The 26,048-nt window shown below is 70.4% G+C and carries 25 protein-coding genes and 1 riboswitch; of the genes, 14 read left to right on the top strand and 11 right to left on the bottom strand.

Annotated features, from left to right (window positions below; translation table 11 throughout):
* Window positions 1–29 precede the first annotated feature (29 nt).
* Window positions 30–344: a metalloregulator ArsR/SmtB family transcription factor gene (locus AB0L95_RS05255; RefSeq protein ID WP_365157178.1), complete on the bottom strand. Its 315-nt coding sequence runs from the start codon at window positions 342–344 to the stop codon at window positions 30–32.
* A 259-nt stretch (window positions 345–603) separates the two neighbouring features.
* Between AB0L95_RS05255 and AB0L95_RS05250 the strand changes: the two genes are divergently transcribed.
* On the top strand, window positions 604–1,023 hold the full coding sequence (locus tag AB0L95_RS05250) for an arsenate reductase ArsC (protein ID WP_365157760.1): 420 nt from the start codon (window positions 604–606) through the stop codon (window positions 1,021–1,023).
* 238 nt (window positions 1,024–1,261) lie between these two features.
* Here the strand turns inward: AB0L95_RS05250 and AB0L95_RS05245 are convergent, their stop codons facing one another.
* The 3 genes from AB0L95_RS05245 to AB0L95_RS05235 all read right to left on the bottom strand — a co-directional run bounded on the left by AB0L95_RS05245 (window position 1,262) and on the right by AB0L95_RS05235 (window position 5,245).
* Window positions 1,262–2,359 (bottom strand): magnesium and cobalt transport protein CorA, encoded by a 1,098-nt coding sequence (locus tag AB0L95_RS05245; RefSeq protein ID WP_365157175.1) that lies wholly within the window; start codon window positions 2,357–2,359, stop codon window positions 1,262–1,264.
* A 217-nt stretch (window positions 2,360–2,576) separates the two neighbouring features.
* Window positions 2,577–3,872 (bottom strand): divalent metal cation transporter, encoded by a 1,296-nt coding sequence (locus tag AB0L95_RS05240; RefSeq protein WP_365157172.1) that lies wholly within the window; start codon window positions 3,870–3,872, stop codon window positions 2,577–2,579.
* Complete coding sequence (locus tag AB0L95_RS05235; protein ID WP_365157169.1) at window positions 3,869–5,245, bottom strand: CBS domain-containing protein; 1,377 nt, start codon at window positions 5,243–5,245, stop codon at window positions 3,869–3,871. The genes AB0L95_RS05240 and AB0L95_RS05235 overlap by 4 nt, the downstream gene beginning before the upstream one ends.
* A gap of 322 nt (window positions 5,246–5,567) precedes the next feature.
* Window positions 5,568–5,744, bottom strand: a riboswitch (M-box (ykoK) riboswitch).
* A gap of 680 nt (window positions 5,745–6,424) precedes the next feature.
* Between AB0L95_RS05235 and AB0L95_RS05230 the strand changes: the two genes are divergently transcribed.
* Complete coding sequence (locus AB0L95_RS05230) at window positions 6,425–8,377, top strand: SpoIIE family protein phosphatase (RefSeq protein WP_365157166.1); 1,953 nt, start codon at window positions 6,425–6,427, stop codon at window positions 8,375–8,377.
* Window positions 8,378–8,478: 101 nt separating this feature from the next.
* Here AB0L95_RS05230 and AB0L95_RS05225 read toward each other — a convergent pair whose 3' ends face one another.
* Window positions 8,479–9,105 carry a TetR/AcrR family transcriptional regulator gene (locus AB0L95_RS05225; RefSeq protein ID WP_365157163.1) on the bottom strand — a complete coding sequence of 209 codons (627 nt, stop codon included), beginning with the start codon at window positions 9,103–9,105 and terminating at the stop codon, window positions 8,479–8,481.
* Between the two features lie 122 nt (window positions 9,106–9,227).
* Between AB0L95_RS05225 and AB0L95_RS05220 the strand changes: the two genes are divergently transcribed.
* From AB0L95_RS05220 to AB0L95_RS05200, 5 genes are all read left to right on the top strand, one after another.
* Complete coding sequence (locus AB0L95_RS05220) at window positions 9,228–10,181, top strand: DUF3237 family protein (protein WP_365157160.1); 954 nt, start codon at window positions 9,228–9,230, stop codon at window positions 10,179–10,181.
* A gap of 362 nt (window positions 10,182–10,543) precedes the next feature.
* The gene (locus tag AB0L95_RS05215) at window positions 10,544–10,795 is read left to right on the top strand and encodes a hypothetical protein (protein ID WP_365157157.1); all 252 of its coding nucleotides are present in this window, start codon (window positions 10,544–10,546) and stop codon (window positions 10,793–10,795) included.
* Between the two features lie 11 nt (window positions 10,796–10,806).
* A complete protein-coding gene (locus tag AB0L95_RS05210; RefSeq protein WP_365157154.1) occupies window positions 10,807–11,991 on the top strand; it encodes an SPFH domain-containing protein in 1,185 nt (394 codons plus the stop codon).
* A gap of 266 nt (window positions 11,992–12,257) precedes the next feature.
* The gene (locus tag AB0L95_RS05205; RefSeq protein WP_365157151.1) at window positions 12,258–12,413 is read left to right on the top strand and encodes a hypothetical protein; all 156 of its coding nucleotides are present in this window, start codon (window positions 12,258–12,260) and stop codon (window positions 12,411–12,413) included.
* Entirely contained in the window at window positions 12,410–12,898 is a 489-nt protein-coding gene (locus AB0L95_RS05200) for a hypothetical protein (protein WP_365157149.1), read from the top strand. Before AB0L95_RS05205 ends, AB0L95_RS05200 begins: the two co-directional genes overlap by 4 nt.
* A gap of 123 nt (window positions 12,899–13,021) precedes the next feature.
* Here AB0L95_RS05200 and AB0L95_RS05195 read toward each other — a convergent pair whose 3' ends face one another.
* Window positions 13,022–13,258 carry a hypothetical protein gene (locus AB0L95_RS05195; protein WP_365157146.1) on the bottom strand — a complete coding sequence of 79 codons (237 nt, stop codon included), beginning with the start codon at window positions 13,256–13,258 and terminating at the stop codon, window positions 13,022–13,024.
* Window positions 13,259–13,272: 14 nt separating this feature from the next.
* Here AB0L95_RS05195 and AB0L95_RS05190 point away from each other — a divergent pair, with 14 nt between their 5' ends.
* Complete coding sequence (locus AB0L95_RS05190) at window positions 13,273–14,181, top strand: nucleotide sugar dehydrogenase (protein ID WP_365157143.1); 909 nt, start codon at window positions 13,273–13,275, stop codon at window positions 14,179–14,181.
* Window positions 14,182–14,526: 345 nt separating this feature from the next.
* Here the strand turns inward: AB0L95_RS05190 and AB0L95_RS05185 are convergent, their stop codons facing one another.
* A complete protein-coding gene (locus tag AB0L95_RS05185) occupies window positions 14,527–14,847 on the bottom strand; it encodes a hypothetical protein (protein WP_365157140.1) in 321 nt (106 codons plus the stop codon).
* A 569-nt stretch (window positions 14,848–15,416) separates the two neighbouring features.
* On the opposite strand from AB0L95_RS05185, the gene AB0L95_RS05180 reads away from it, so the two are divergent.
* Window positions 15,417–17,837: a SpoIIE family protein phosphatase gene (locus AB0L95_RS05180; RefSeq protein WP_365157757.1), complete on the top strand. Its 2,421-nt coding sequence runs from the start codon at window positions 15,417–15,419 to the stop codon at window positions 17,835–17,837.
* 368 nt (window positions 17,838–18,205) lie between these two features.
* On the top strand, window positions 18,206–18,967 hold the full coding sequence (locus tag AB0L95_RS05175) for a DUF4232 domain-containing protein (RefSeq protein WP_365157137.1): 762 nt from the start codon (window positions 18,206–18,208) through the stop codon (window positions 18,965–18,967).
* 52 nt (window positions 18,968–19,019) lie between these two features.
* On the opposite strand, the gene AB0L95_RS05170 is transcribed toward AB0L95_RS05175, so the two are convergent.
* Window positions 19,020–19,433 (bottom strand): helix-turn-helix domain-containing protein, encoded by a 414-nt coding sequence (locus AB0L95_RS05170; RefSeq protein ID WP_365157134.1) that lies wholly within the window; start codon window positions 19,431–19,433, stop codon window positions 19,020–19,022.
* 185 nt (window positions 19,434–19,618) lie between these two features.
* Here AB0L95_RS05170 and AB0L95_RS05165 point away from each other — a divergent pair, with 185 nt between their 5' ends.
* Together AB0L95_RS05165 and AB0L95_RS05160 are read left to right on the top strand one after the other, a co-directional pair.
* Complete coding sequence (locus AB0L95_RS05165; protein WP_365157131.1) at window positions 19,619–20,728, top strand: Gfo/Idh/MocA family oxidoreductase; 1,110 nt, start codon at window positions 19,619–19,621, stop codon at window positions 20,726–20,728.
* A 135-nt stretch (window positions 20,729–20,863) separates the two neighbouring features.
* Entirely contained in the window at window positions 20,864–21,328 is a 465-nt protein-coding gene (locus tag AB0L95_RS05160; RefSeq protein ID WP_365157128.1) for a hypothetical protein, read from the top strand.
* Window positions 21,329–21,396: 68 nt separating this feature from the next.
* Here AB0L95_RS05160 and AB0L95_RS05155 read toward each other — a convergent pair whose 3' ends face one another.
* Window positions 21,397–22,041, bottom strand: coding sequence for a response regulator transcription factor (locus tag AB0L95_RS05155; RefSeq protein WP_365157125.1), 645 nt, complete (start codon window positions 22,039–22,041; stop codon window positions 21,397–21,399).
* A complete protein-coding gene (locus tag AB0L95_RS05150) occupies window positions 22,029–23,279 on the bottom strand; it encodes a histidine kinase (RefSeq protein ID WP_365157122.1) in 1,251 nt (416 codons plus the stop codon). The genes AB0L95_RS05155 and AB0L95_RS05150 overlap by 13 nt, the downstream gene beginning before the upstream one ends.
* A 169-nt stretch (window positions 23,280–23,448) precedes the next feature.
* Between AB0L95_RS05150 and AB0L95_RS05145 the strand changes: the two genes are divergently transcribed.
* The gene (locus tag AB0L95_RS05145; RefSeq protein WP_365157120.1) at window positions 23,449–23,889 is read left to right on the top strand and encodes a hypothetical protein; all 441 of its coding nucleotides are present in this window, start codon (window positions 23,449–23,451) and stop codon (window positions 23,887–23,889) included.
* A 125-nt stretch (window positions 23,890–24,014) separates the two neighbouring features.
* Window positions 24,015–24,659, top strand: a complete 645-nt coding sequence (locus tag AB0L95_RS05140) for a methyltransferase domain-containing protein (RefSeq protein ID WP_365157117.1) — start codon at window positions 24,015–24,017, stop codon at window positions 24,657–24,659.
* Window positions 24,660–24,762: 103 nt separating this feature from the next.
* Here the strand turns inward: AB0L95_RS05140 and AB0L95_RS05135 are convergent, their stop codons facing one another.
* Window positions 24,763–26,034 (bottom strand): serine hydrolase domain-containing protein, encoded by a 1,272-nt coding sequence (locus AB0L95_RS05135; RefSeq protein ID WP_365157114.1) that lies wholly within the window; start codon window positions 26,032–26,034, stop codon window positions 24,763–24,765.
* Window positions 26,035–26,048 lie beyond the last annotated feature (14 nt).

The raw sequence follows: 26,048 nt of genomic DNA, 5'->3' as shown, positions 1-26,048 counted from the left end.
AACGCGGCGATAGTCGGGCGCCGGGAAAATCAGGGGCAGGACCGCTTGGCGTTGTTCTCGGCGGTGGCGCGTGCGGTCTCCGCGAGGTCGGCGAACTGACCGGCAAGCGAGGCGATGACGTCGGGCCTGAGCCGGTAGTAGGTGAACCGGCCGCACGGCTCCGTCTCCACGACCCCGGCCTCGCGCAGCACCTTGAGGTGGTTGGAGAGGTTGGTCTGCTTGGCCCCGGTCTCCTCGATCAGGTGCGTGGTGCAGAGCGTCTCCTTGGCCAGCAGGGTGACGATCCGGAGGCGGAGCGGGTCGGCCAGAACCCGCAACAGATCAGTATCGACTGACATCAGCATGGACTGATACTCTCACATCACTCCGAGCTGATACCAGCCTGGGCTGATCCTTGGGACTCGTCATCCAGCACGAGGTGGGCCCCATGCCCCGAAGAGGGTTCCCATGACCGCATCGCCGCCTCCTGCGCTGCCTGACGAGCGCCTCGCCGAACACGCCCGCGTCCGCACCCACCTCGTCGTACTGGCGGAGCGCCTGTTCGTGTACAGCCACAACGCCCGCCGCTCCCGGATGGCCGCCGCTCTTACGAAGGAAGAACCCATGCCCTCCAGCCCGCTCGCCTCCGTGCTGTTCGTCTGCGTCCACAACGCCGGGCGCTCGCAGATGGCCGCCGGATTCCTCAACCACCTCGCGGGCGAACGGATCGAGGTCCGCTCCGCCGGCTCCCTCCCCGGCGACCAGGTCAACCCGGCCGCGGTCGAGGCCATGAAGGAGGCCGGCGTCGACATCTCCGCGCAGAAGCCGAAGGTCCTGACGACCGAGGCCGTCCAGGCGTCCGACTACGTCATCACGATGGGCTGCGGCGACGCCTGCCCGGTCTTCCCCGGGAAGAAGTACCTCGACTGGGACCTGGAGGATCCGGCGGGCAAGGGTGTCGAGGCCGTCCGCCCCATCCGTGACGAGATCCAGAAGCGCATCGAGGCCCTGATCGCCGAGATCGACGCCACGCAGGAGTCGTGACCTTCGTGACCGACAACGGGGCCAGGCCATCACCGCACCGCCGGCGGCTGCGCGGCGGCGCTGGACGCCGAGTGGTGTCTGGCTGCGCTCGCCGACGGCAGCGCCAAGATGGTCTCGGCCGGCGTGCCGGCCTGACGCAGAGGAGCGCCGGGAGCGCACGACGCCAGCCCATGCTGGGCCGTACCGGCGCTTCCGCTGCTGCACCACCGACTCCGGGTGTGAGCACGGCCGACCGGTGTCACAGCCAGCCGTTGCGCTTGAAGCTGCGGTGGAGGAGGAAGCAGGCGGCGGCCATGACGCCGAGGGCCAGCGGGTAGCCGTAGGTCCAGCGCAGTTCGGGCATGTGGGCGAAGTTCATGCCGTACACGCCGCACACCATGGTGGGGACGGCGATGATCGCGGCCCAGGCGGTGATCTTGCGGGCGTCCTCGTTCTGGGCCACGGCGACCTGGGCGAGATGAGCCTGGAGGATGGAGTCGAGCAGGGAGGCGAAGGCGGTGATCTGCTCGGTGACTCGGGCCAGATGGTCGGCGACGTCCCGGAAGTAGGCGCGTATTTCGGGAGCGACAGCGCGCAGCGGCGTGGTGGAGAGTGTCTCCAGCGGGCGGGCGAGGGGGACCACGGCCCGCTTCAGTTCCAGGAGTTCGCGTTTGAGCTGGTAGATGCGGCCGGCGTCCACGGTCTGGGAGCCCTGCGTGGAGAAGACCTCGGTCTCGACAGTGTCGATGTCGTTCTGGACGGCGTCGGCGACGGTCAGGTAGTCGTCGACGACGTGGTCGGCGATGGCGTGCAGCACCGCTGAGGGGCCGGTGGCGAGTTGCTCGGGGGCGGTCTCCAGGTCCTCGCGCAGAGGGCCGAGGGAACCGTGGCGGCCGTGGCGGACGGTGATGACGAAGTCCGGACCGGTGAACACCATGATCTCGCCGGTGTTGACGACCTCGCTGGTCGCGGTGAGCTGCTCGTGCTCGACGTAGGTGACGGTCTTGAACACGGCGAACAGGACGTCGCCGTAACTCTCCAGCTTGGGGCGCTGGTGGGCGTGGACGGCGTCCTCGACGGCGAGCGGGTGCAGGCCGAAGAGCCCGGCGACCTCACCGAACTCCGTCTCGGTCGGTTCGTGCAGGCCCAGCCATACGAAGCCGTTGCCGTGTTCGCGTACCTGGCGGACGGCTTCGGCGACCGTGTCGGTGCCGGGCTGCCGGATGCCGTCACGGTAGACCACGCAGTTGACCACCGAGGAGCCGAGCGGTGAGCGGGCCGGGTGGCTGAGGTCCACACGGGGGCGACGCTGCCGCGTCAGGCGGGTCACTTTGCGCAGGTTGCCGACCATCGACATGCGGTAACTCTCCTTCGCCGGGTCCGGCCAGTGTGCCACCGGGCCGACACGCGGAGAGCCGCGCTCCGTGCCGGCCGGTGCGGTGTCAGGGGACGGGCTGAGGATCGAGGGTGATCAGTACGACGATGGTGACGATCCAGGTGGGCACGGCGGCGGCCACGAGGAAGGGGCCGTACTTCTTCATGGCGTGACCTTCTCTTCGGGTACCGGGGCCGGGTCAGCCGAGGCCGAACCAGCCGAGGACGGTCTGGACAAGCAGGATCGTGGACATGCTGGCGACGCCGACGACCACCGCGGTGGCGGCCATGCGGTAGCGGGGGCTGTTGGCCGCCGTACCGAGTACGGAGCGGCGGTTGGTGAGGACCAGCAGGTAGACCAGGACGATGGGGCTGATCAGGCCCTGTAGGACCTGGGTGCCGATGAGGAGTTGGATCACGTCGACCGGGGTCATGGCGACGGCCGCACCGAGGACGATCTGCGCGGTGAACAGGCCCAGGAACAAAGGCGCGTCGCGGAAGCTGCGGGAGACGGAGCGTTCCACACCGGCGGCCTCGCCGATGGCGTAGCTGGCCGAGAGGGGTACGACCGCGCCCGCGAGGGCGGAGGCACCGATCAGGCCGAAGGCGAAGAGGAGTTCGGCGTTCTGGCCGGCGACGGGCCTGAGGGCTTCGGCGGCCTGGGCGGCGGAGTCCAGCGGGCCGGTGCCGCCGATGACGGCGGCGGTGGCGATGATGATGGTCAGGCTGATGACGCAGGCGAAGACCGCACCGAGTACGGCGTCCAGCCTGATCAGCCGGTAGTCCTCCGGCTTGGCGCCTCGGTCGACGACGCCCGCGGCGGCGTAGAACTGCATGTACGGGCTGACGGTCGTGCCGATCAGGGCAACGGCGAGCAGGATGAAGCTCTTGCTGGGCTCGATGTGCGGGACGACGAGGTGCTTTCCGACCTCGCCCCAGTGCGGGTGACCCAGGATCATGGCGATGGGGTAGGCGAAGAACGCCAACGACATGATGAGGAAGATGCGCTCGGCCCACCGGTAGGAGCCGAACAGCACCAGCGACCACAGCAGGATCGCGGCCGGCGGGATGACCGCCCACTTGGGGACGCCGAGCAGTTCGAAGGCCGCGCCGATGCCCGCGAACTCCGACACGACCAGGCCCGTGTTGGCCAGCAGCAGGCAGAACACCGCCAGCGCGGTCAGACGCAGACTGAACTGCTCACGGATCAGGGCGCCGAGGCCCTTGCCGGTGTGGGCGCCGAGGCGTACGGCCATCTCCTGCACCATGACGAGCGCGACGGTGACCAGCACCATGAAGAACAGCGTGCCGTAGGTGAACTGGGAACCTGCCGAGGCGTAGGTGGCGATGCCGGCGGCGTCGTTGCCGGCGTTCGCGGCGACCAGGCCGGGGCCGGCGATCGCGGCGATCATCGTGACACGGCCCAGACCCCGCCGCCTCGTGACGGGAGCATCGGCGGGTGCAGCCGTGGTGGTGGTGTCGAGGTCGCGGGTCACTGGAGGAACCTCCGGAAGTGCAGGCGCCCGCGCTCGGGCAGCAGGGTGTCGAGGACGTCGTCGGCGAGGATGCGGCCCAGCGGGCGGTCCTGTTCGTCGAGGACGAGGAGGGAGGAGACGCGGGCGGCCACCAACTGCTCGGCCGCCTCGGACAGCCGGGCGTCGGGGCGCACGGTCACCGGCGGTCCGAACTGTGCGAGCCAGCCGGTCAGGTCGGCGACCTTGGTGGCATCCTCTGCCACCGCCAGGTCGAACAGAGCGATGTCGGTGACCAACCGCCCGTCGTCGTCCACCACGGCGATGGCGTCGATCTCGGTGCGGTGTTCGGCCTGCGCGGCGAGCACGGCCCGTACTTCCGCGACCGTCTGCTCACGCCGTGCGGTGACCAGCAGCGTGGTCATGGCACCGCCGGCGGTGCCCTCGGGGTAGGCCAGCAGACGCCGCAGGTGTGCGGCCTCGGCGGTGGGCATCCGGTCCAGCAGGCGCTCGCGCTCGTCGGGGTGCAGGTCGCGCAGGGCGTCCACGGCCTCGTCCGGCTCCATCTCCTCCACCAGCTGGGCGGCGTGGGCGGGTTCGGCCTCGCGCAGCAGGTTCTCCAGTTCTGCCGGTTCCATCTCCTCCAGCGCGTCCGCCGCGGCGGCGGGCTCCAGCATGTGCAGCAGCTGCTGGCGCTCGGTCCGGCCGAGGTCTTCGAGCAGGTCGGCCAGGTCGGCGGGGCGCAGCTGGTGCAACCCCCTCCGCGAAGCGCGCAGTTGGACCTGTGCGGGCCCGTCGGTGGCGTGCTCGGCGAACGGGGCGACGGACTGCCAGTCCAGCACCCGCTCCGGGGTAGGCCGGACCTGCCAGCGGCGCGGCCCGAGCCGGCGCAGCAGGGTCGGCAGGCTCACGTCCACTCCGACCAGCACGACCCTGTCGGCCAGCGGCGCGAGATACAGGTCGGCGGCGCGGGTGACCTGTACCCCGTCGACGTCGACGAGCTGGTGGTCGAGCACGTCGCGGGCGAGCAGCACCTCGCCGGGTCGGCGCTCGTACTCGCGCAGATCCAGGCGGGAGGTGCGCAGCGAGACCCGCCCGGCGTGGACCTTCTCCACGGTGTCGGCGGGCAGGAAGGCGTGGCGGCGGCCGACCCGGACGACGAGGCCGGTCACCGGCGGGTAGGGCTCGGTGCCGTAGAGCCGGGCGACGACGTCGACGACGCGGCCGACCTCCTCTCCGGCCTGGTTGGTGACCGGGCCGCCGATCAGCCCGGCCAGCGAGACCAGGGAGGCGCGGACGCCCTTGGAGGCGGTGGCGCGGCGCTCCAGCTGGACCCGGCGGCCGCGCAGGCGGGCGGTGGTGGACATGAGCAGAGTGTTGGTGGCCAAGATGAACACCCCCTAGCCCCGGCAGGACGGCGGGGCATAAGACGGCACCAGCCAGCGTCAAGTACCTGACCAGGGAAGACGCGCGCAGGGACCTGCACCTGTACATGGGCAGGCGTGAGCGGGGACCGGCGACGACGCCGGACGACTGGACTGGACCGGTCAGGGAGCGATGGGCTGCCTCGTGCCGCGGCAGGACGGAAGGTACGACGAGGACAACGCGGAACGGGGCCGACTATGGCCCGGACTACTGTCCATCTCTCGCCTCCCTCCGGCCGGGACACCTGGGGTGTCACAACGACTCCGCAAGGAGCGACCAGGGCGGATCGCCTCTGGTTCACCCCAACTCGTCAGAGCTTTGGCACTCCACGGCGTGATCCCACCAGTGGGCGGGAAGCCACTTGGCCTCACCCCTTAGGCCGGGGAGAGGTGTCCTGAACCTGGGCGTCTCTCGACGTCGTCGGGTCAGTGGCCTGTGTCCGTGAAGACGCCTCACCGAACGAGGTGCCTCAAAACAACAGGACACAGGCTACGCCCGCCGAAGGCGCCGCCACCAATGCGCCGGTGACCTCTCTTACCGATCGCGCAAGTTCCCAGGGCCTGTACACCGGCCGGAGCAGCCACCCCGGCCGGAGCAGCCGCCGTCACACCAAGCTCATACCGAACCCATATCAACCGGCCTTCCGGCCGACGGCGCCTTCCCCGCGTTCCGCGGCTCGACCGGGCGACCGGTGCGGGTGGAGACGTAGGCGTGGTCAAGGCCGGGCCTACTGCGATCCATTGCCCGATTGTCACGCGCAGGTCAGGGACATTCACGGGCGGGCCGGCCCCGACGCACGCCTCGCTGCCCTCGGGGTCGGCCGGCACCCGGTTCGACGTCGCGTCGGCGTCGTTCGCCAGGCGGCCACCGCCGCGAGCGCTGCGGCTGTCCGGGCCTCGGCCTGGTCGTATGGCACCCACACGTCGACGTGGACCCGGTCGCGCTACGGGCGCGGAGGTCCGTCTGCCGGAAGCAGAACGGCGTCGCCTTCGGAAGGCAGCGGGCCCGGCAGTCGCCCGAAACCAAGGCGAAAAGAGCAGGTCAATAGGGCTTCGTCGCCCGTGACCCAAAGCGTTGACGGCGCGCCGAAATGACCGGAATGCGATGATTGGCATTACGGGTGAACCCTCGACGATCGCGGGGAGCGACAGGTGGACGCCTCGGACGAACTCCTTCGAAGGGCTGAACCGTCGGCTCTGTTGCATCCCAACGGCGTTGTCCGCTCCGTAAACGCCGCGATGGCCATGACGCTCTGCAGGCCGGCGGAACAATGTGTGGGCCGATACGCATGGGAGCTGGTGCCCGAAAGCCAGCGCCTCGTGGTCGAGCGCATGGTGACCCACGCGAGCAAGCTGGCGATGCGGGTGCTGGAGCTTCCCAGTCCCGGCGGGGCGTCTCTGGTCTTCCTCGTCGAGGCGCGGCCGGTAACCACCGCCGGAGGCGAGCAGCTGGTATGGGTGCACTCCCTGAACGTGCACAAGGACCTCGGCAGCCTGCTGATGCCGTTCCGGTTGTCGGCAAAGTCCGCAGGCCTCGGCTTGTGCATCTACCACCCTGAGGTGCAGCAACTCGAGTGGCTGGGAGGCGCAGCCACCGTGGGCGCGCTGTTCCCGGAGGCCTCGGTGTCCTTGCCCTGGGTGGTCCGGCACATCCACCCCGACGATCGGAATTCCCTGCTACGGCTCCTGGCCCCGGGCACACCCCAGCGCACCTGGACCAAACTGCGGTTCCATACCGACCACAATGACCGGTACGACCTGGCCTGCCAGACCCGTCGGATCCAGCTGGGGTTCGACGGCCCCGAGCAGGTCTTCGGGATGATCCGCGACGACACCAAGCACGAGGCCCGCCGCAAGGAGATGCTGGCCAAGCTGGGGACCGAGCGGCGCCACGCCAGCGAGATCACCGAATTCTCCTCCGCCCTCATCCGCACTGCCTCCGAGCAGGAGCTTCAGCAGGTCGTTCTGACACGGCTCGCCGCGACCTTCGGCGGTACCGGCGCGGCACTCGCGCTCGTCGACAACGGGCACCTCTTCGTCTCCTCGGATGGCGGGCTCCCCGCGTGGTACGCCGACGCCGTACGCACCATGGCGCTGGATGAGCAGCGTCCGTTGACCCAGGCGATCCGCACGGGCGAGCCGCAATTCATCAGCGGTCAGAAGGAGCTTCTCCGCCGCTGGCCGCACGCGGACGCAGCACCCTTGCAGTGGCCCGGGCCCGACGTCGCCATGTCGATCATTCCCCTCGGCCCCGCCGGCGACCACCCCCTCGGGGCCTGGGTGGTGACCTACGACAGCGGGCACCGTCCGTCTCCGGACGAGCAGGCGTTCACGCTCACCCTGGCCGAGCTCGCAGGCCAGGCACTGGTGCGCATCAGATCGCAACAGGCCCGCGTCGAGCTGGCCACGGCGATTCAGCAGAACATGCTTCCGGTGCTGCCCGAGCGTCTGCCGGGCTTGGCGGTCGCCGCCCGCTACCGGCCCTGCCGTACCGGGCTCGACATCGGCGGAGACTGGTACGACGCCTTCGTCACGCCCGACGGTGCCGTGGCTCTGGAGATCGGCGACGCCCAAGGGCACGACGTGGACGCGGCCGCCTTCATGGGACAGGTGCGCGGCTCCATGCGCGCGATCGCCGCCCACGAGCCGAACCCCGGAACCGTGCTGACGCACACCAATCAGCTGCTCGTCGCGATGGACGCACCACGGTTCGCCAGCTGCACCATGCTGCACATCGATCCACGCGACGGACGGGTCACCGGTGCCAGCGCCGGCCACGTGCCCCTGCTGTGCGCCCACGACGACGGCAGCCACGACGTCCGCCGACTGCCGGGCGGTCCGCTCCTGGGAATCCTGCCGGACGCCGACTACCCGCAGGAGACCTTCACTCTGGACAAGGACAGCGCGCTTGTCATGGTCACCGACGGCGTGGTCGAAGGGCCGGACCTCACGCTGGACGCCGGACTGGAGATGACCGGAACACTGGCCGCCCAAGCCCTCCGCAACGGACTGAGTCCCGAGGCGACCGCCGACCGAATCCTCGACGCCGCCATCGCCTCGAACAACCCCGACGACCTCGCCGTGCTGATCGTCCGACGCACATGATGAACTCCCGTGATCAAGCTCCCCTGACGCGCCCCTTGCCTGCCCGATCGGGTAGGCACAGACGGGGAACACCGGCGACTGATCGCACAGGGGGCCGCCGGTCAGTGCGGTGGGGCAGAGAAGCCGTCGACAACGCGGCGAACCTTGGAGACTGCGTCACTTTCGCCCAGGCGTAGTGCGGTGTTCGCGGCGTTGAGCACCGCGTCGATCTGAAAGACCGTGAGGTCCACGTCCAGTGGGGCGATCTCCCTGGTGTCCACGGCGTGGCGCAGTTCGTCGGCGAGCAGAGCGAGCCATGTGCGGCGGTGGAGCAGCAGGGCGTCACGGACTTTCCCGGGCCGGCTGTCGAAGTCGGGGAGGCTGGCCGCCCAGAAACAGCCTCCGGCGAACAGCGGTGCCTCGACGTAGGAGATCCAGCGGTCCGTCAGTGCGCGGAGCCGGGCGATGCCCGGCTGCGTGGTCTGTGCGGGGCGGATGACCGCTTCGGCGAACTCTTCGCGCGCCGACTCCGCGACCGCGAGCTGCAGGCCCTCCTTGGTCTTGAAGAGCGTCTGGATGCCGCTCTTGCTCAGTCCCAGGTCGGTGGCCAGGCGGCCGATGCTCAGCCCGTTGAGTCCTTCCAGCGAGGCGACGTCGACGCCGTGTCGCGCGATCTTGCGCCGGGTCCGGGCACCGCGGACGAGTCGCTGGTCCGCCACGGTCGCGCCTGCTGCTTCCGTCGAGGACACAGCCGCATCCTGGCGCCGGCTCCCTGAGGGCTCGTTCATCGGCTCCATCCTGTCATGCTCTTGCCCAAAGCATACGACCGATCGTACGTTTACTTTGCTTCGGTGCGTTGAAGGAGACATCTGTGCAGGAACAACGCATGTTCGAACTGGCGCACGCGCTCGCCGTCGCCAAGAGCCGACAGGACGTTTCCGCCGCTCTGCGGCTCTTCCATCCCGACATGGTGCTCGAGACCCCGGCCTTCGGTACGACATCCCGGGGCCCGGCCGAGAACGAGAAGGTGTTGCGACGGTTCTTCTCCTCGTTCCCCAACTACGACGTCACCCTGCACGGCCACGCGAGCAACGGCGACATGCTCGTGTGCTGGGGTACGGCACGGCTGACCATGACGGGCAACCGGTTCGGCGTGCTCCCCAACGGCGAACGTGCCGAGATACCCGTGTTCATCCAGTTCACTTTCGAAGACGACCTGATCGCGCGAACGCTTCTTCTTCGACCTGGCGACGCTGTGCGCCCGGTCGGGCGTCTCGACGGACGCGGTCCGGCAGAGGCTGTTCCCCGCGCTCACAGGAGGCGACGCAGCATGACAGCGGACCCACGTGTGAAGGACGTCGGCGAGATCCGGACAGCGCACCTCTTCGACATGGTCGTCGACTTGAACCCCCGCCTGCCCATCGGCAGCGGCCCGTTCGGCCGGCGCGTCCTCTTCGGTGCGGCAGGCGGCACGTTCCACGGCCCCAGGCTGCACGGCGACGTCCTCCCCGGCGGGGGCGACTGGGCGCTGTTCGACCCCGACGGGAGGATGACCCTGGATGTGCGCCTGACACTGCGCACCCACGACGGCGCCCTCCTGCACATGACCTACGGCGGCCGGTGGGTCACCCCGCCCGAGGTGCGCGACGCCCTGGCCGACCCCGACGAGCGGTACCGGATCAACCCGGCCGCGTACTACCTCCGGACCAACCCGCTCTTCGAGACAGGGGCCGCGACTTACGCGTGGCTCAACGGGACGGTCTGCATCGGGTCGGGATACCTCGTCGAAGGCGGCATCGCCTACAAGGTCTCCCAGGTCCTGTGACGCCTGAGGCGTTCACCGCCCGGATCGTGCTGGGCGCCCCGTCCGCTCACGCATCCGGCGCGTTCGACCAACGACGCTCTTGCCAAGGACTGGGGCAGATGAGTCGGCGGTACCGAGCGGCAGGGCGATTGCCGGCGCCGGTGGACTCGATGACCATGTCCGGACCCCGGCTCCCTCCACGGCACGTCGGCGGAACTCTCAGCTGCGAGTGCTGTCGGCCGTCGCCGACCAGGGCGCCGGAGGCGCTGCCGGGGCCGTCCGTTCCCGGCGGCGCAGGCCCGAGTCGTCCTGCCCGTTGGGTCCCCGGCCGGACTGGGTCTATCGTCGGAATCCTGGGGCCGGGACGAGGAGGATGGCCGGTGATGCCGCAGGACGAGGCCGTGATCGGCTGCACGGGCAAGGTACTCATCGGAACTCGCGGATCCGCGGGCCCCGGCGAGGTTCTGGTGCGGGTCAGAGGCGGCTCGGAGACCTTCCTCGCCTGGTCCGAGGATCCCCTGCCCACTGGTGCGACGGTGCTCGTGATCGAATCGCGTGGATGCCGCGAGGTCGGTGTCATCGAGTGGGTGGATCCATTGGACGCGCTCGGCGGCGATACCGTCGGCGCCGACTGAGGAGTAGAAGCATGTTCGGATACCGCGTTCCCGCTCCCGACGAGGCGATGTTGATCTCGGGGGGCCGGCGGGGACTGGGGGGCGCGCCGTTCCGAGTGGTGACGGGGCACGGCAAGTTCGTGCTCCCGGTCTTCCGTAAGACCCGTTTCCTCACCCTGTCGATGTGCGAGGCCGAGGTCACCGAGACCTGTGTGACCAAGCAGGGCATATCCCTGCACGTCCGCGCTGTCATCGCCTTCAAGGTCGGCAACGACCACGAGAGCATCATCAACGCAGGCCAGCGATTCCTCTCCGACCAGGAACAGATGTCGGTGCTGACCGGGCGGATCTTCGCAGGCCACCTGCGGGCCATCATCGGCTCGATGACGGTCGAGGAGATCGTCACCGAGCGGCAGAAACTCGCCGCTGAGGTCCTGGACACCTCCAAGACCGAGATGGCGAAGATCGGCCTGATCGTCGACTCGCTGCAGATCCAGTCGATCGACGACGGAGACACCGGCTACATCGACGCGATGTCCGCGCCGCACAAGGCGGCCATCCAGCGACAGGCGCAGATCGCCCAGGCGCAGGCCACCCAGGCCGCGGTGGAGGCGGAGCAGGAGGCGGCCCGCAAGCAGGCCGAGTACGCCCGGCAGACCGCCGTCGTCAAGGCGGAGTACTCGGCCGAGGTGGACCGCGCCGAGGCGCAGGCCGCGCAGGCCGGACCGCTGGCGCAGGCACACGCCCAGCAGGAGGTGCTCGCCGCCCAGACGGAGCTGGCCCAGCGCCAGGCCAAGCTGCGCCAGCAGCAGCTGGTGGCCGAGGTCGTGAAGCCCGCCGAGGCTGAGGCCGAGCGGGTCAGGATCCTCGCAGCTGCCGAGGCGCAGCGGATGACGATCCAGGCGGAGGCGGCGGCCTCGCACGACCGGGTCGCGCTCGACCGGATGCTGATCGACCAGCTCCCGCAGATCGTCAAGGAGGCCGCCGGCGGCCTGGCCGGCGCCAACGTCAATGTCCTCAACGGCGCGGACGGCCTCGGTGAGATCGCCGCCGGCCTGGTGTCCCAGGGCCTCACGATCCTCGACTCGGTCCGACAGAACCTGAACGGCCAGGACTCCGACGGCCGCCGCCCCGAGGAGAGCAAGGGGAACGGCCTGCTCCAGCTGCCCACCAGCAAGGAGAGGAAGTCGAACGACGGTCCGGTGGACGTTGACTGAGGCTGTCCCGTGAACGACGCCGCTTTTGGCTGATCCACCGTCAGAGAGCACAGAATGCGGCGTCGGCTCGCAGCGAGGACTCGGCGCAGACTCCTGAAGCGCGTGTCGCAGGTTCGCATCCTGCCGGGGGACCGGCCAAAAGGCCCCGGACCGATCATGGTCCGGGGCGTTTGACATCCACTTCTGACATCGACGAGGTCGGTCACCGACCAGGGGAACGGCACCGCGTTCAAGGACGGACCGGGTGCCAAGACAAGTGCGGTCGAATGCAGTACGGCTCCTGGGGCTACAAGGTGAACTGGAAGAGGTACCGATCCACCGGCGACGGCTACGGCGGCTGCGACGGTGTCGAGATCGGCCACGGTACGGCCGCGCTGCCCGCGAACGAAGCGGGCCGGAAGTGGTGGGCGACCTCGTCATGACCTACTTGAACCCGCGGGTCTGGCTCACCGGATGTGCAGCGGCGACATCGGTGCTTCTGCTCACGTCCTGCACCTCCGGCAGCGCAGAGAACAAGGCCGGAGACTCGACGCAGCCGCCTGCGCCGAGCAACTCGGCAACGACAACTGGTCCGTCCGAGAAGCAAGTTACCGAGCAGGCTCAGGCGGCCCTTGCTGCCGTACACAGCGGCACGTTCTTCGCAGCCGGCGCGGAGCGTGTGACCGACGGCGTCCACACCGAGACCATCCTGAGCAAGGGCAAGAACTACAAGCTCAACCTGGTCTGTTTCGGCAGTGGCGGCGCGCAGTTGTCGTTCACACCGGCGAGTACCGGCCCGAAGGCCACGGTGCCGTGCGATCAGTCGTTGGTCCGGCGGCGGTTCACAGGGGACGGGCCGGTCCGCATCAACGTCGACGGCGCCAAGGGAGCGACTGGCGTGATCGCCTGGCAGATCGACGCCATCTGACCTACGCCCACCGCCCCGGATCACGGCATCCAGCCGATCCACGATGGCCGAGCAAGCGTCTCGCAGCACAACGGCCCCGAAGCGCCTGTTCGAACAGGTGGCGCTTCGGGGGGCGACCGGCGATCAGGCCGACGACGGGGCGCTCGCGAGTGCCACTTCGGCACCATTCTGGCGGGTTCCCCATCCCGTCTTGGCGCAGGTGACGATTCCGTACCAGCGCAACCAGCGAAGGAGCGTCCAGGCGAGGACGATGGCGGCGGGCATCGCCAGCCAGGTCACAACACGGGAGCGGATACGTTCGTCGGAGCGGATGATGCTGAGGTAGCGCAGACCTTGGGCCCAGCCGATCAGGAACGGCACCACAAGCATGCTCCTTGGGGGTACGTTGCCGTAGGCGAGCGGAGGCCGAATTCACGGCCGAAGGCAGGGCGGTTGCCGACTTCCTGCACCCCGACCGCATCATCGTCGGCTCCACCGACGAAGCGACCATGGGGCTGCTGACCGAACTTCACGCCGGTGTCGATGGACCGGTGCAGAGGATGGACGTCGCATCAGCCGAGATGGTCAAACTCGCGTCCAATGCGCTGCTCGCCACCAAGATCACCTTTATCAACGAGATCGCCACCGTGTGTGAAGCCACCGGTGCCGATGTCACCCAAGTCGCTGATGCCGTGGGGATGGACCACCGCCTCGGCCGGCACTTCCTCAACGCCGGCCTGGGCTACGGCGGATCTTGCTTCCCGAAGGACTCTCGTGCCCTGCGTGCCATGGCGAGCAACACTGGCTACTCCTTCCAACTCCTCAACGCCGTCATCGAGGTCAACGACCTCCAGCCCCGCCGCGCGGTCCAACGGCTGAAGCACGAACTCGGCACCCTGCACGAACGCCGCATCGCCTTGCTCGGGATGACTTTCAAGCCCGGGACGGACGACATGCGTGAGGCGCCGAGCACCGTCCTCGCCTCGCGGCTCCTCGCCGAAGGCGCCTCGCTCACGAGCTGGGATCCCATGGCACGCCCTGCCGTCGGCACACCGCCCTGGGCTGCCACGGAGCGACACTCGACCGTCGCCGAAGCCGTCACGGGTGCCGACGCCGCCGTGATCGTGACCGAGTGGCCCCAACTGCGAGAAGTGGACTGGGTGGCGTCACGCGACCTCATGCGCAGGCCGCTGCTCTTCGACGGACGCAACATGCTCAACCCCACGGCTCTCTCCCGGGCCGGATACACCTGCATGAGCATCGGGCGCGCGACGACGCGGCCAGAGGGGCTGTACGGCAGCTGAGTACAGCGACCACCACCGCAGCCGATCACGAACAGAGGCCGCGTGCCACAACCGTGCACGAGGTGAGGGTGGTCCGCGGTCACTGTCGGCGGACCGTGGGCGCATCCACGGTGAGCGCCCAGACCGACAGGCGGCAGGTCACCTGCCTGCTCACCCACCCTCTCTCCTGAAGCAGGAGTCGCAGGTTCGGATCCTGTCGGGATACAGAGGGAAGGGCCGGCTCGGAAGGGGTTTCCTCCTGGGCCGGCCCTTGGCCGTTTCGGGTGCCGTGCGCCTCAGCAGTTGGTGCTGCCGTGGGCGGAAGGGGGGCCCTTCCCCGACAGCGGAAGGGCCCCCCGAGGGCGGTCAGCGGTGGCCGTAGTAGCCCTGGCCCCCGTGGTGGCGGTTGCCCCAGCCGCGGTTGCCCCAGCCGCGGTTGCCCCAGCCGCGGTTGCCCCAGCCGTGGTTGCCCCAGCCGTGGTTGTGCTGGCGGTGGTTGCCCCAGCGGTGGTTGCCCCAGATACCGCCGTGGTCGCCCCGCCCGTAGCCGTCGTGGTCGTGACCACGGTCATACGTGGCATGGGAGACCGTCGAGGGTGCAGAGGTCGCGGCACTGGCAACAGTGGCGCCGCCCAGCAGGACGGCGGCCGCGACGCCCAGGGCGGCGGCAGAACGGAAAGCCCGCATTCCGTGCTCCTTTCATGGCAGGTGCCTGATGCGCCTGCCTGGTCGGACGCATCAATGTTTACAGCCGGAATGTCCCGTTGAGTTGCAATTCCAATCAAAGACACCTTTTGTGATGGTCTACGTTGAGTCAGGAACCGGCGCCAGGCGTGTCGGCGTCACGCGCGCGCGTGTGCGTGCGCGAAGATTGGGGGACCGCTCCCGCGACCGTAGACGCATTGCCCGTACGGCTATGCCCGTACGGCCCTGAGCTCCGGCTCCTCTGATCGGCGAGCGCGGGCCGGCAAGTGGCCGCCCTCTTCCCGGGGTTCGTCCGGCGGGCGTGGATCTCCTGCCCGGCCAGGCATCCGCGACGCCCGTTCCGAGCACGGTCGTGTGCGGCAGCATGTGACGAAGCGGTTCCGGGCCGTGGTCGCGCCACGCGCGCCGTTGTCTTCCCCGACCGCGCCGAGCGTCGTACTGCCGCCCCTGCCGAGCCCCGGGCCGAGCGGAACCGGAGAGTCGCGGAGAGAGACCGGGGGGAGGAGCATCGGAGTCAGGGAGGCAAGGTGGTGGCTGTGGGGACTCCCCCGATGCTGTTCAGCGAGAGCCCGGAGGATCCGTTCGCGCTGGGACACGGCGCCTCGGCCGTGCTCGACGATCAGGGCATCGTGGTCGGCTGGAGCGCACGTGCGCAGGAGCTGCTGGGCTATCCGGCCAAGGAAGTGATCGGACGGGCGTGGCAGGGCTTCCTGATCGACGCCCGTGACCTGGGAGTCGCGCGGGCCGCCGCCGCGGACGCCAGGAGCAAGGGCGGCTGGTTCGGGATCCTGCCCATCCTGCATCGCGACGGACAGCGTGTGGAGATGGGCTTCCGGGCCCGTGCCGTCATCCGGGAAGAGGACAGTCGGGAGTGGCTTCTGGTCGGCGCCCCTGCCACCGAGGTCATTGCCTGGCAGCGGGACCGTGCACTACTGGACGGCCTCTACCACCGGTCCCCCATCGGCCTGGTCGTCCACAGCCCGGAGCGGACGGTCATCCGGATCAACCGTGCGGTCGAAAAGACCAGCGGCGTCCCGGCTGATCTGGCGGCGGGCCGTCGCCCCCGCGAATTCCTGGTCGACGAGGACGCGGGTCCGGCCGAGGAGCGCGTACGGCACGTCTTGGAGACCGGCGAGCCGTTGATCTTCACGGAGCAGTCCGCCCGGACACGCCACGATCCAGCTCGGGAACGGTTTGTGTCCGTCTCGGCGTTCCGGATGGAAGACCCCTCGGGCCGGGTTCTCGGGGTGGCCGAGACGATCGAGGACGTGACCGACCGCCACCGGGCCCAGCGCAGGCTCACCCTGCTGAACGAGGCGAGCGCCCGGATCGGAACCTCACTGGACGTGACGCAGACCGCCCGGGAACTGGCCGAGGTGGCGGTTCACGGCCTGGCCGACTACTGCTCGGTGGACCTTCTGAAGCCGGTGACACTCGGTGCCGAACCCTCCCCCGGTGTGGCGGAGCCGCTGCTCCGGGTGGCCCTCCAGCCTCCGGAACGCCGGATCCCGTTCCAGGAGGGCGAGGCGGTCCTGCTGCTTCCGGAGTCTTCGCAGGCGCGGTGCCTGGCCGAGCGCCGCCCGATTCTCGAGCGGCTGCTGTCCCTCCGCCCCGAGTGGTACGCCATGGACCGGCGGCGGATCGAGGTCGCCTCCGGTCTCGGCGTTCATTCGCTGATCGTGGTGCCTCTGATGGCGCGCGGCCTGATCCTGGGCATAGTGAGCCTGTGGCGATCGCGCCATTCGGAGCCCTTCGAGGACGACGATGCCGCGGTGGCCCAGGAGTTCGCCGCGCGTGCGGCCGTCTGCATCGACAACGCCCGCCGCTTCACCCAGCAGCAGAGCGCCGCTCTCACCCTGCAGCGCAGTCTGCTGCCGAGTGCGCCGTCCGACCTGCCGGCCGTCAAAGTGTCCTGCCGATACCTTCCGGCGAGCAGTGAACCGGGCATCGGCGGCGACTGGTTCGACGTGATCCCCTTGTCAGGGGCCCGGGTCGCCCTCGTCGTAGGGGACGTGGTCGGCCACGGAATCCACGCCGCGGCCTCGATGGGCCGCCTGCGCGCCGCTGTACGGACCCTGGCCAGCCTCGATCTGGAACCCGACGAGGTGGTGGCCCGGCTGGACGATCTGGTCAGCCTGCTGGCCGCCGAGCGGGAGGCGGACGCTGACGGCAACCGGTCGGCGGAGGATCAGGTGCTCGGGGCCACCTGCCTCTACGCGGTCTACGACCCGGTCTCCCGGAACTGCTCCCTGGCGCGTGCCGGCCACCCGGCACCGGTGCTCTCCACCCCGGACGGCCAGGTGACCGTGCTCGACCTGCCCTCAGGTCCGCCGCTCGGCCTGGGGGGACTGCCGTTCGAGACGTACGACATCGACGTCCCCGAGGGCAGCCTGCTCACGCTCTACACCGACGGCCTCCTGGAGGCACGCAACGGCGACATCGACGCGGCGCTGGAGCGCCTGTGCGACCATCTGTCCCACCCCGCGGACCCGCTGGACCGCACCTGCCACGCCGTGGTCGGAGCGCTGCTGCCGACGGACCATCTCCCCTCCGACGACGTCGCGCTGCTCATCGCCCGCACCCAGGTGCTGCCGCCGCAGAACGTCGCCTCATGGCAACTGCCCCTGGAAGCGACCTCCGCGGCCCGCGCCAGGGAACTGACCGCGGCGAAACTGGACGAATGGGGGCTGACGGAGCTGGCGTTCACCACCGAGCTGGTGGCCAGCGAGCTCGTCACCAACACCTACCGGTACGCGGCCGGCCCCGTCACCCTGCGCCTCATCCGCACGCAGTGCCTGATCTGCGAGGTGTCCGACAGCAGTCATACGTCCCCTCACCTCCGGCGGGCCCTCAGCACGGACGAGGGCGGACGCGGGCTCTTCCTGGTCGCGCAGCTCACGGAGCGGTGGGGCACCCGCTACACCCACGCCGGCAAGACCGTCTGGACGGAGCAACTGCTGCCCCCTGAGTGAAGTGGCCGGGCGGCGCGGGTGCGCCGGGCGATGCGCTCCAGACCGGGGATCCGGTCGGCGCCAGGTCGTGAACGCCGCCCGGCCGGACGTCCGGCACGGGCTGATCGGCGGTGTGTGAGCGGGCCGCGTCGATCACGGTTCGGTGGTGATCGATGCCGATCACTGTGCGCGCCTCGGTGACCGCCTCGGCCGACAGCAGTCCGAGTGTCACGGCCCCGTGACATTCCTCGTGACAGACGTGACGTACCCGCGACGGGGCCGTGACAGCCATCCCCGAACTTCCCCTCGCAGGGCCCCATCAGATGGAGTGTCCGGCGGAAATCCGGAGCCGGGCAGAAGACCGGAACACACATCCACTGGGGGACCCCATGTCGAACCTTCGCACCAGCCGACGCACGAACCTTCGCCTTCGCAAGAGCGCCGTGGCCCTGACGGGCGCCGCCGCCCTGCTGGCCCTGCTCACCGCCTGCAACGGCGACGGCAGCTCGCCGAAGGCCGCCTCCGGCAACGCCGCCCCCGCACCCGGTGACTCCGCCGGCAGCGCATCCGGTGACTCCGCCGGCACCGACTCCACCGGCACCGGCTCCACCGCGAGCGGCGACGCCGGCCGCGCGCCGGCGAAGGCCTCCACCGGCTCGACGGACGGCGGCTCGGCCGGTACCACGAGGAGCAGGGGCGGGGCCACCGGTGCCGACGCGCCGGCCGGCGGCTCGGCGCCCGCCTGCCAGGCCGACCGGCTCGGCTACTCCTGGGCGGGCACCAAGGCAGCCCCCTCCGGCGGCGGCGACCAGATGCAGGCCGTCGTGGCGCTCACCAACAAGGGCGGGCACGCCTGTTCCCTGCACGGCTTCCCGGGCGTCGACCTGGTCAACAGCGGCCAGCAGTGGTCACTGCAGCGCGACAACACCACACCGCGCACGGTCACCCTGGCCTACGGCGCGTCCGCCCACTTCACCCTCACCTATCTGGTGTCGCGGAGCGCCGACTCCACCGCGTTCAGGCCGACCACGGTGGTCATCACCGCGCCGAACGAGCGCAGTTCCTACGACCTGCCCTGGCGGTTCGGCGCCCTCGTGAAGCAGGACGGCGCGACCCACCCCGGGACGTTCATCGGCCCGGTCGGCAAGTGAGCGGTTCCCGTACGCAGAGCCGGGGAAAAGCCGTAGCACCCGGCCCCTTCCTTCAGGAACCTTCCTCCCGAGCGTCGTACTCCGTGCGGGACTCGCTGATCTCCTCCGCGTGGGCGTCGGCCCAGCCGGCCAGGTCGCGGACGACCCGCAGCAGCGAGCGGCCGCGTTCGGTGAGCACGTAGTCGACCTGTGGCGGAACGGTGGGGTGCACGGTGCGGCTGACCAGCCCGTCCCGCTCCAGACCGCGCAGCGTGACACTGAGCATGCGCTGCGTGATCGGTTTGGTGAGCCGCCGTAGTTCGTTGAACCGGTACGTCGACTCGCCCAGCTGGCAGACGACGACCACGCTCCACTTGTCGCCGATCCGCTCCAGCACGCTGCGGATCAGCGGACGGGCCTCCTCCCGGCAGTCCGGGGACCCGGGTCCCGCTTCCGTGCGGAGTTCTTCTGCGCTTGTCGCGGCCACGGTTCCCTCCGCGATACCTGGGCACTTCGAAGTGCTCTCTTGTCCGGATCCGCTCCCGGAACGAGGCTCGATCGTGAGCAGTCGGCAGGACCGGGGGCGCATCACACGCGTCCCACCACTGTATGAGCCGCACGGCGGTGACCGCAGGCCCGAGCCGGACTGTGACAGTGCAGGAGGAGAAGCACATGGGAACGATCGGCGTCGGCATCATCGGTGCCGGCCTCGGCGGCTGGGCGGCGCTGGGCCACGTACCAGCCCTGGGCGCGCTGCCCGACTACGAACTGCGTGCGATCAGCACGACCCGGCGCGAGTCCGCGGATGCGGCCGCCCGGGAGTTCGGCGTCCCGGCGAGCTTCGACGACCACGAGGCCCTGATCGCCCACCCGGATGTGGACCTGGTGGTCGTGGCGGTGAAGGTCACCCACCACCACCGGCTGGTCTCCGACGCCCTCCGGGCGGGCAAGGCCGTCTACAGCGAGTGGCCGCTCGGTGTCGGCCTCGAACAGGCCGCCGATCTGGCGGAGCGCGCCCGCGCCGCGCGGGTCCGTACGGTGATCGGTCTGCAGGCGCGCTTCGCCCCGGCGGTGCGCCACGCCCGCGACCTGGTCGCGGACGGCTATGTGGGCAAGGTGCTCGGCACCACCCTGGTGGGCTCGGGAGTCGCCTGGGTCGGCGAGACCGACCGAGCCCATGCCTACATCTTCGACCGGACCGCCGGCGCGTCGACCCTCGCGGTCCCCGCCATGCACGCCCTGGACGCGCTGAACTTCGTGCTCGGCGACTTCGACGAGGTCTCCGCCGGCCTGGTCAGGGGCCGCACGGAGGTCCGGATCACCGACGAGGGGGTAACCCTCCCGGTGACCGCGCCCGACCAGGTGTCCGTGACCGGCACCCTGCACGGCGCCGCCGCCTCCGTCTTCTACCGGGGCGCCTACTCCCGCGGCGACAATCTGCGCTGGGAGATCAACGGCACCGACGGCGACCTGGTGCTGACCGCCCCGGGCATCAACGGCAACCTTCAGGTGGCCGACCTGCGCCTGGAGGGCGGCCGCGGGGCCGACGGCACCGTCGCGCCCATCCGGATCCCGGACCGCTACTTCGCCGCGGTCCCCCGTGAGCTGACGGGACCGGCGCACAACGTGGCCCAGCTCTACGCCGCGCTCGCCGCCGACCTCCGCACCGGCACCGACACCGTCCCGGGCTTCGACCACGCCCTGGACCGGCACCGGCTGCTCAGCGCCATCGAGGAGGCGTCCCGGCCCCGGACCGCACGGACACCCGCCGCCCGGGGCTGAGTCGGTCCGGCGCCTGCCCCACGGGGGAGCGGACAGGCGCCGGACCGAGTACGCGCCCGACCCCTGCCGGGCCGCCTTCGGGGGATCGCGCGGATACTGGAGGCGTCTCGTCAGTGCCTGCGCCGGGGAGGGGTTGTGGCAGACGCCGGTTTCGGGGTCTTCGTCCTTGTCGTCATAGCCGCGTTGAGCGTGTTCTCCGTGCGGACGGCATGGCTTCACTGGACCGGCTCGGACCGGGCGCCCCACAGGGGGACGGACCGCTACTCGGCGAACCCGTCGGTCATCAGGGGACATGAACGCGGCATCGTCGCCCTCGCGGGCTGGCTGACGTGCCTCACGATCGGCATGGCGACGGCCGGTGTCGCCCCGGGCTCCGATGTCGGGGCGGTCGGCTTCTTCTTCGTCCTCGGCTCGATCCTGTTGCTGGCGCTGCACGGCACGATCGCGTGGTTCAACCGGCCGAAGTTCTTGGTACCGCCCCATCTGCGCGGCGAGACGGGCTCGGTGACCGAGTGGTGGCGGCACCGCCGGGAACTCCGCACGGAGCTGAAGAAGGCCGCGCGGCGCGACGCCCAAGGACAACATCCCACGCCGGACTGACGTACCGGCGCTCAGCCCACGCCGACGGTACGCCCGCGTGTCAGCGGGCCATCTGCGCACCGCCCGCCTCAGGCCACCCCGAGGAAGCGCAGCACGGCGAGCACCCGGCGGTGGTCCGCGTCCGCCTTCGGCAGGTCGAGCTTGGTGAAGATGCTGTTGATGTGTTTGGCCACCGCGCTCTCACTGACCACGAGCTGCTCGGCTATCCCGGCGTTGGAGCGGCCGCCCGCCATCAGCTCCAGGACCTCGCGCTCCCGCGGGGTGAGCCGGTCCAGCGGGTCGCTGTGGCGGCGCACCAGCAGCTGGGAGACCACCTGTGGGTCCAGCACGGTGCCGCCCGCGGCCACCCGTCGCACCGCGTCGGCGAACTCCTCGACATCCGCGACCCGTTGCTTGAGCAGATAGCCGAGCCCCGATGTGTGGGCGGACAGCAGATCGGCCGCGTACCGCTCCTCCACATACTGCGAGAGCAGCAGCACCGCCGTCCCCGGCCACTGCCGCTTGATGACGAGCGAGGCCCGCACTCCCTCGTCCGTGAAACCGGGAGGCATACGGACGTCCGCCACCGCGATGTCCGGGCGGTGCTCCTCCACCACCGCCAACAGCGCCTCGCCGTCGTCCACTTCGGCGACCACCTCGAACCCCGCCATCTCCAGGACCTTGACCACGCCGATCCGAAGCAGGACAGAGTCCTCGGCGATCACGGCACGCACGGCAACTCCACAGTCATGACGGTCGGCCCCCCGACGGGGCTGTCGACCGACAGCGTGCCATCGACCGAGGCGACCCGCTTGGCCAGCCCCGTCAACCCCGTACCGCCGCCGAGTTCGGCGCCGCCCGCCCCGTCGTCGCTGACGACGACCAGCAGGGTCTGACCGAAGCGCTCCACCGTGACCTCGGCTCTCGACGCCTCCGCGTGCTTCACCACATTCGTCAGCGCTTCGGAGACGACGAAGTAGGCGACGGCCTCGATCGTCGGCGACGGCCGTGACGGCAGAGCCACCGTCACCCGTACCGGCAGGGGCGCCCGGGCCGCGAGGCCGGAGAGCGCGGCGTCGAGGCCGCGGTCCTCCAGAACGGCCGGGTGCAGTCCGCGCACCAGGTTGTTCAGCTCCTCTATCGCCTCCTTCGCCTCCTGGTGCGCCGCGTCGATCACGCGGCGGGCGTCCTCGGGGAGGTCCGAGAGCGTGGCCTTGGCGACCCCGAGGTTGACCGCCAGGGAGACCAGCCGCTGCTGGGCGCCGTCGTGCAGGTCCCGTTCGATCCGGCGCCGTTCGGCGTCGGCGGCGTCCACCAGGCCCGCCCGGCTCTCGGTCAGGGCCTCGACCCGACGCGCCAACAACTCCTCACGGCTGGGCCCGAGCAGGACGGCCGCGGTACGGGTGTCGAGCCGGGACAGGGCCCCGGACAGCCACACCGCCGCGTAGAGCAGGGCGATGCCGGCCGCGGTGACATACGCCGCCCAGACCGAGTAACCGGGGTGGTCGGCACGCCAGTCCAGCGGCACGAGCCAGAGCCACACATAGACCGAGGCGGCCGTGACGGCCGCGGCCCATGCAAGGAGCACGAGGGCCGACCCGAGGGACAGGAGCGGCCCGGCCAGCAGGTGGTACCTGAGCTGCCGCCGTCCCGCCGGGGACCGCAGCCAGTCGGACAGCGGGGGTCGCCGCCCCTCGTACGGCGAGGGGATGCGCACCCCCAGCCGGGCGCGGAAGCGGCCGAGCTGCGCCTCGGTCAGCAGCGGCCCGGCGAGCACGACCGCGGCGAACGGGACGAGGACCGCGAGAAGGATCGCGCCCACCGAGACCGGGACGAAGAGGGTCCACGGCAGAGCGATGACGAACAGGACGCCGAGCTGGATCAGGACACCCGTGGCGAGGAACGCGACCGGTCGTCCGGCTTCGTGGAACGGTCGCTGAATCACACGCCGCAGGCGGGCGGTTTGGGTCATGCGAAAACGGTAGATGCCGCGGTCAGGGGCGGTCCATGGAGCAAGGACCCGTCGTGGGGGTGTAGCTGGTACCACCCCCGAACGGATACCAGCGTTACTGACTGTGACCGTCGGGCGGCGGAGGCTGGAGGTCGTGAAGGAGAGCCGGGAACACGAGGAGACCGAACCGATGAGTGCGCTGAGTGTCTTTGCGAAGACGGGTGCGGAGCGCGGGCCGGCCGGGTGGCGGATGCGCCGCCGGTATCGACCGGAACACCTGCTGGTCGTCTGCGGACTGGCCCTGCTGCCCTGGCTGGTCGTGCTGGCCCACGGACTGCCCGGCACCGCCACCGCCGCGAACTGGCGCACCGTCTGGATAGGCCTGGACAGCCTGGAGGCGCTGGGCCTGATCGCCACGGGGCTGCTGGCCGTACGAGGCCACCACGGGCACGCCCTCACGGCCACGGCCACCGCGACGCTGCTGGTGGTCGACGCCTGGTTCGACACGCTGACGGCGGCACCGGGCGGGGATCAGGTGTCGGCGGTGGTGATGGCGCTCGGCGCGGAGCTGCCGCTGGCGGTGGTGTGCGTCGCGCTCGCGGTGAGGGGCCGCGCCCGCCCTACGGCCTGACCGGCAGCCTCCACCGCCGCCCCCCTCTCTCTCCCCCCGCCGCGTATCCCTCTTCCCTCGCCTCCTCGTCCCTCCCCTTCCGCGCCCGTCATCGCCCGTCATCTCGATGCCATCGGAGAAGCCCCATGACCCACACCGTCCTGACCGGGCCCGGCCTGCGCTGGGCACTCGCCGCCGGTGCCGCCGGTGCCGTCGCCGCCGGCGCCTGGTGGTTCGGCGACAAGGCCCCGTATCCGTACGCCCAACGCAGGCTGCTCGACCTCCAGTTGCCCTGCCTGACCCCGGCCGGCCTGGACACCGTGCTCCGGCCCGAGCCGGGCGAGCGGGTATTGGAGGTCGGTCCCGGCACCGGCCTCCAGTCGCTGCACATCGCCCCGCAGCTCGGTCCGGACGGACGGCTGGACGTCCTGGACATCCAGCCGGAGATGCTCGACCACGTGATGCGCCGCGCGGAGCGGCGGGGACTCGCCAACATCACACCGACCCTGTCCGACGCTCGGGAACTCCCCTTTTCCGACGGCACGTTCGACGCCATGTATCTGGTGACGGCGCTGGGCGAGATACCGGAGCCGGAGCGGGTGCTGACCGAGGCGGTCCGGGTGCTGGCGCCCGGCGGGCGGCTGGTCGTCGGCGAGTTCTTCGACCGTCATTGGATCCCGTTCGGCACCCTGCACCGCCTCGCCGACGCGTCCGGCCTCCATCTGGCCGCCCGCCGAGGCTCCACCCTCGCCTACCTGGCCCGCTTCCACCCCTGCCCGGCGGCGGCCTGACCCGGGCCGGTCCGGGGTTCGCTGCATCCGCCGCCCTCACAGGGCGGCGGGGGCGGGGGCGGGGGCGGGGGCGGCGACCCTACGGTCCGTGCGCGAGCCCTGTTCAGCCCTGGGTGCCGGGGGCGAAGGTGGTTGTGACGATGCCTTGGACGTACGGGGCCTCGGCACCCTCCAGGCCCGTGGGGTTGATCGAGTAGACCACGCGGCGGGCGAGATCACGGGTGGCGAACACACCGCTGGTGTAGCCGGGGCGCGAGCCGGTCTTGCCCCAGATCTCAGTGCCGTCCTCGGAGACGTAGCGCATCAGCCCCATGCTGAAGCAGGCGTGCCCGGCGGTGGGGCCCAGTTCGCAGTTCTTGTTGTGGTGATTGGGCACGTCCGGAACGGTGAACAGCAACCGCTGCTGAGCGGGCGGCAGGAGCCGGCCACGGAACAGTGCGGTGAAGAAGCGGTCCAGATCGGCGGCGCTGGAGATCATCCCGCCCTCGGCCCAGGGCCAGGCGGCCTGCTCGGTCACGTCGGCCGACCGCGTGGTGCCGCTCGCATCGGTGACCGTCAGATAGCCGTGGGAGTGCGGACCGGGCAGCCGGGGGTCGTCCACCGCGGGGACGGAGGTGGCGTGCAGACCAAGCGGCCGGATGATGCGGTCGTGCACCTCCTGGGCGAAGGACCGGCCGCTGACCTGCTCGACGACCAGGCCGGCGATGAAGGTGTTGAGGCCGTTGTACTCCTGCGCGCTACCGGGCGCGAAGTCCATCGACTGGCCCGAGACCAGGCCCTCCACCACCTGGCGGGGCGTCCAGCTGTCGAACCGGTGGTCGACGAACCACTGGTTGGTGCCGTCGCCCCAGAAGTCGGCTCCGCCCCCGCCGGGCAGCCCGCTGGTGTGGTCGAGCAGCTCTCCCACGGTGACCGGAGGGTAGTCGGCGGGCAGCAGCCCGGGCAGATACCGCTGGACGGTGCCGTTCAGATCGAGTCGGTGTTCGGCGGCCAGTTGCAGGACGACGGCGGCGGTGAAGACCTTGGAGATGCTGCCGATCCGGAAGCGGGCATCCGCCGGGACCGGCCGTCCGGTGGTGAGGTCGGCCGTGCCGGAGGTACCCGACCAGCGGCCCGCGCTGCCCGTCACCCGGACCAGCGCGCCGGTGACGTCCCCGTTGGGCAGCCCGGCGATGGCCTTCCGCAGAGCGGCCGGACTCAGCGGAGGCAGGGGCACGGGCTCGGCGGCAGACGTGGACGTGCTGGTCGGCGTGGGCGACGCCGTCATCGGGACGGCGGCGGACGCCGGGATGGCCGTACCCGCCGCGAAGGCGGCGAGCAGCGCGGTGGTGGCAGCCGCGGTGGTCCAGCGGGCTCGGCGCGGGGTGGTGTGCACAGTCGAACTCCATG

The sequence above is a fragment of the Streptomyces sp. NPDC052036 genome (assembly GCF_040680495.1).
Lineage (GTDB): Bacteria > Actinomycetota > Actinomycetes > Streptomycetales > Streptomycetaceae > Streptomyces.
Note: the sequence above shows the minus strand (reverse complement) of the source record. Positions and strands in the feature narration are given on the sequence as shown.

Excerpts from the sequence above, each read along its gene's own strand:
- AB0L95_RS05255 (WP_365157178.1), bottom strand. The coding sequence starts at position 344 with ATGCTGATGTCAGTCGATACTGATCTGTTGCGGGTTCTGGCCGACCCG.
- AB0L95_RS05250 (WP_365157760.1), top strand. The coding sequence starts at position 604 with ATGCCCTCCAGCCCGCTCGCCTCCGTGCTGTTCGTCTGCGTCCACAAC.
- AB0L95_RS05245 (WP_365157175.1), bottom strand. The coding sequence starts at position 2,359 with ATGTCGATGGTCGGCAACCTGCGCAAAGTGACCCGCCTGACGCGGCAG.
- AB0L95_RS05215 (WP_365157157.1), top strand. The coding sequence starts at position 10,544 with ATGCCGCAGGACGAGGCCGTGATCGGCTGCACGGGCAAGGTACTCATC.
- AB0L95_RS05210 (WP_365157154.1), top strand. The coding sequence starts at position 10,807 with ATGTTCGGATACCGCGTTCCCGCTCCCGACGAGGCGATGTTGATCTCG.
- AB0L95_RS05205 (WP_365157151.1), top strand. The coding sequence starts at position 12,258 with ATGCAGTACGGCTCCTGGGGCTACAAGGTGAACTGGAAGAGGTACCGA.
- AB0L95_RS05200 (WP_365157149.1), top strand. The coding sequence starts at position 12,410 with ATGACCTACTTGAACCCGCGGGTCTGGCTCACCGGATGTGCAGCGGCG.
- AB0L95_RS05185 (WP_365157140.1), bottom strand. The coding sequence starts at position 14,847 with ATGCGGGCTTTCCGTTCTGCCGCCGCCCTGGGCGTCGCGGCCGCCGTC.
- AB0L95_RS05180 (WP_365157757.1), top strand. The coding sequence starts at position 15,417 with ATGCTGTTCAGCGAGAGCCCGGAGGATCCGTTCGCGCTGGGACACGGC.
- AB0L95_RS05175 (WP_365157137.1), top strand. The coding sequence starts at position 18,206 with ATGTCGAACCTTCGCACCAGCCGACGCACGAACCTTCGCCTTCGCAAG.
- AB0L95_RS05165 (WP_365157131.1), top strand. The coding sequence starts at position 19,619 with ATGGGAACGATCGGCGTCGGCATCATCGGTGCCGGCCTCGGCGGCTGG.
- AB0L95_RS05150 (WP_365157122.1), bottom strand. The coding sequence starts at position 23,279 with ATGACCCAAACCGCCCGCCTGCGGCGTGTGATTCAGCGACCGTTCCAC.
- AB0L95_RS05145 (WP_365157120.1), top strand. The coding sequence starts at position 23,449 with ATGAGTGCGCTGAGTGTCTTTGCGAAGACGGGTGCGGAGCGCGGGCCG.
- AB0L95_RS05140 (WP_365157117.1), top strand. The coding sequence starts at position 24,015 with ATGACCCACACCGTCCTGACCGGGCCCGGCCTGCGCTGGGCACTCGCC.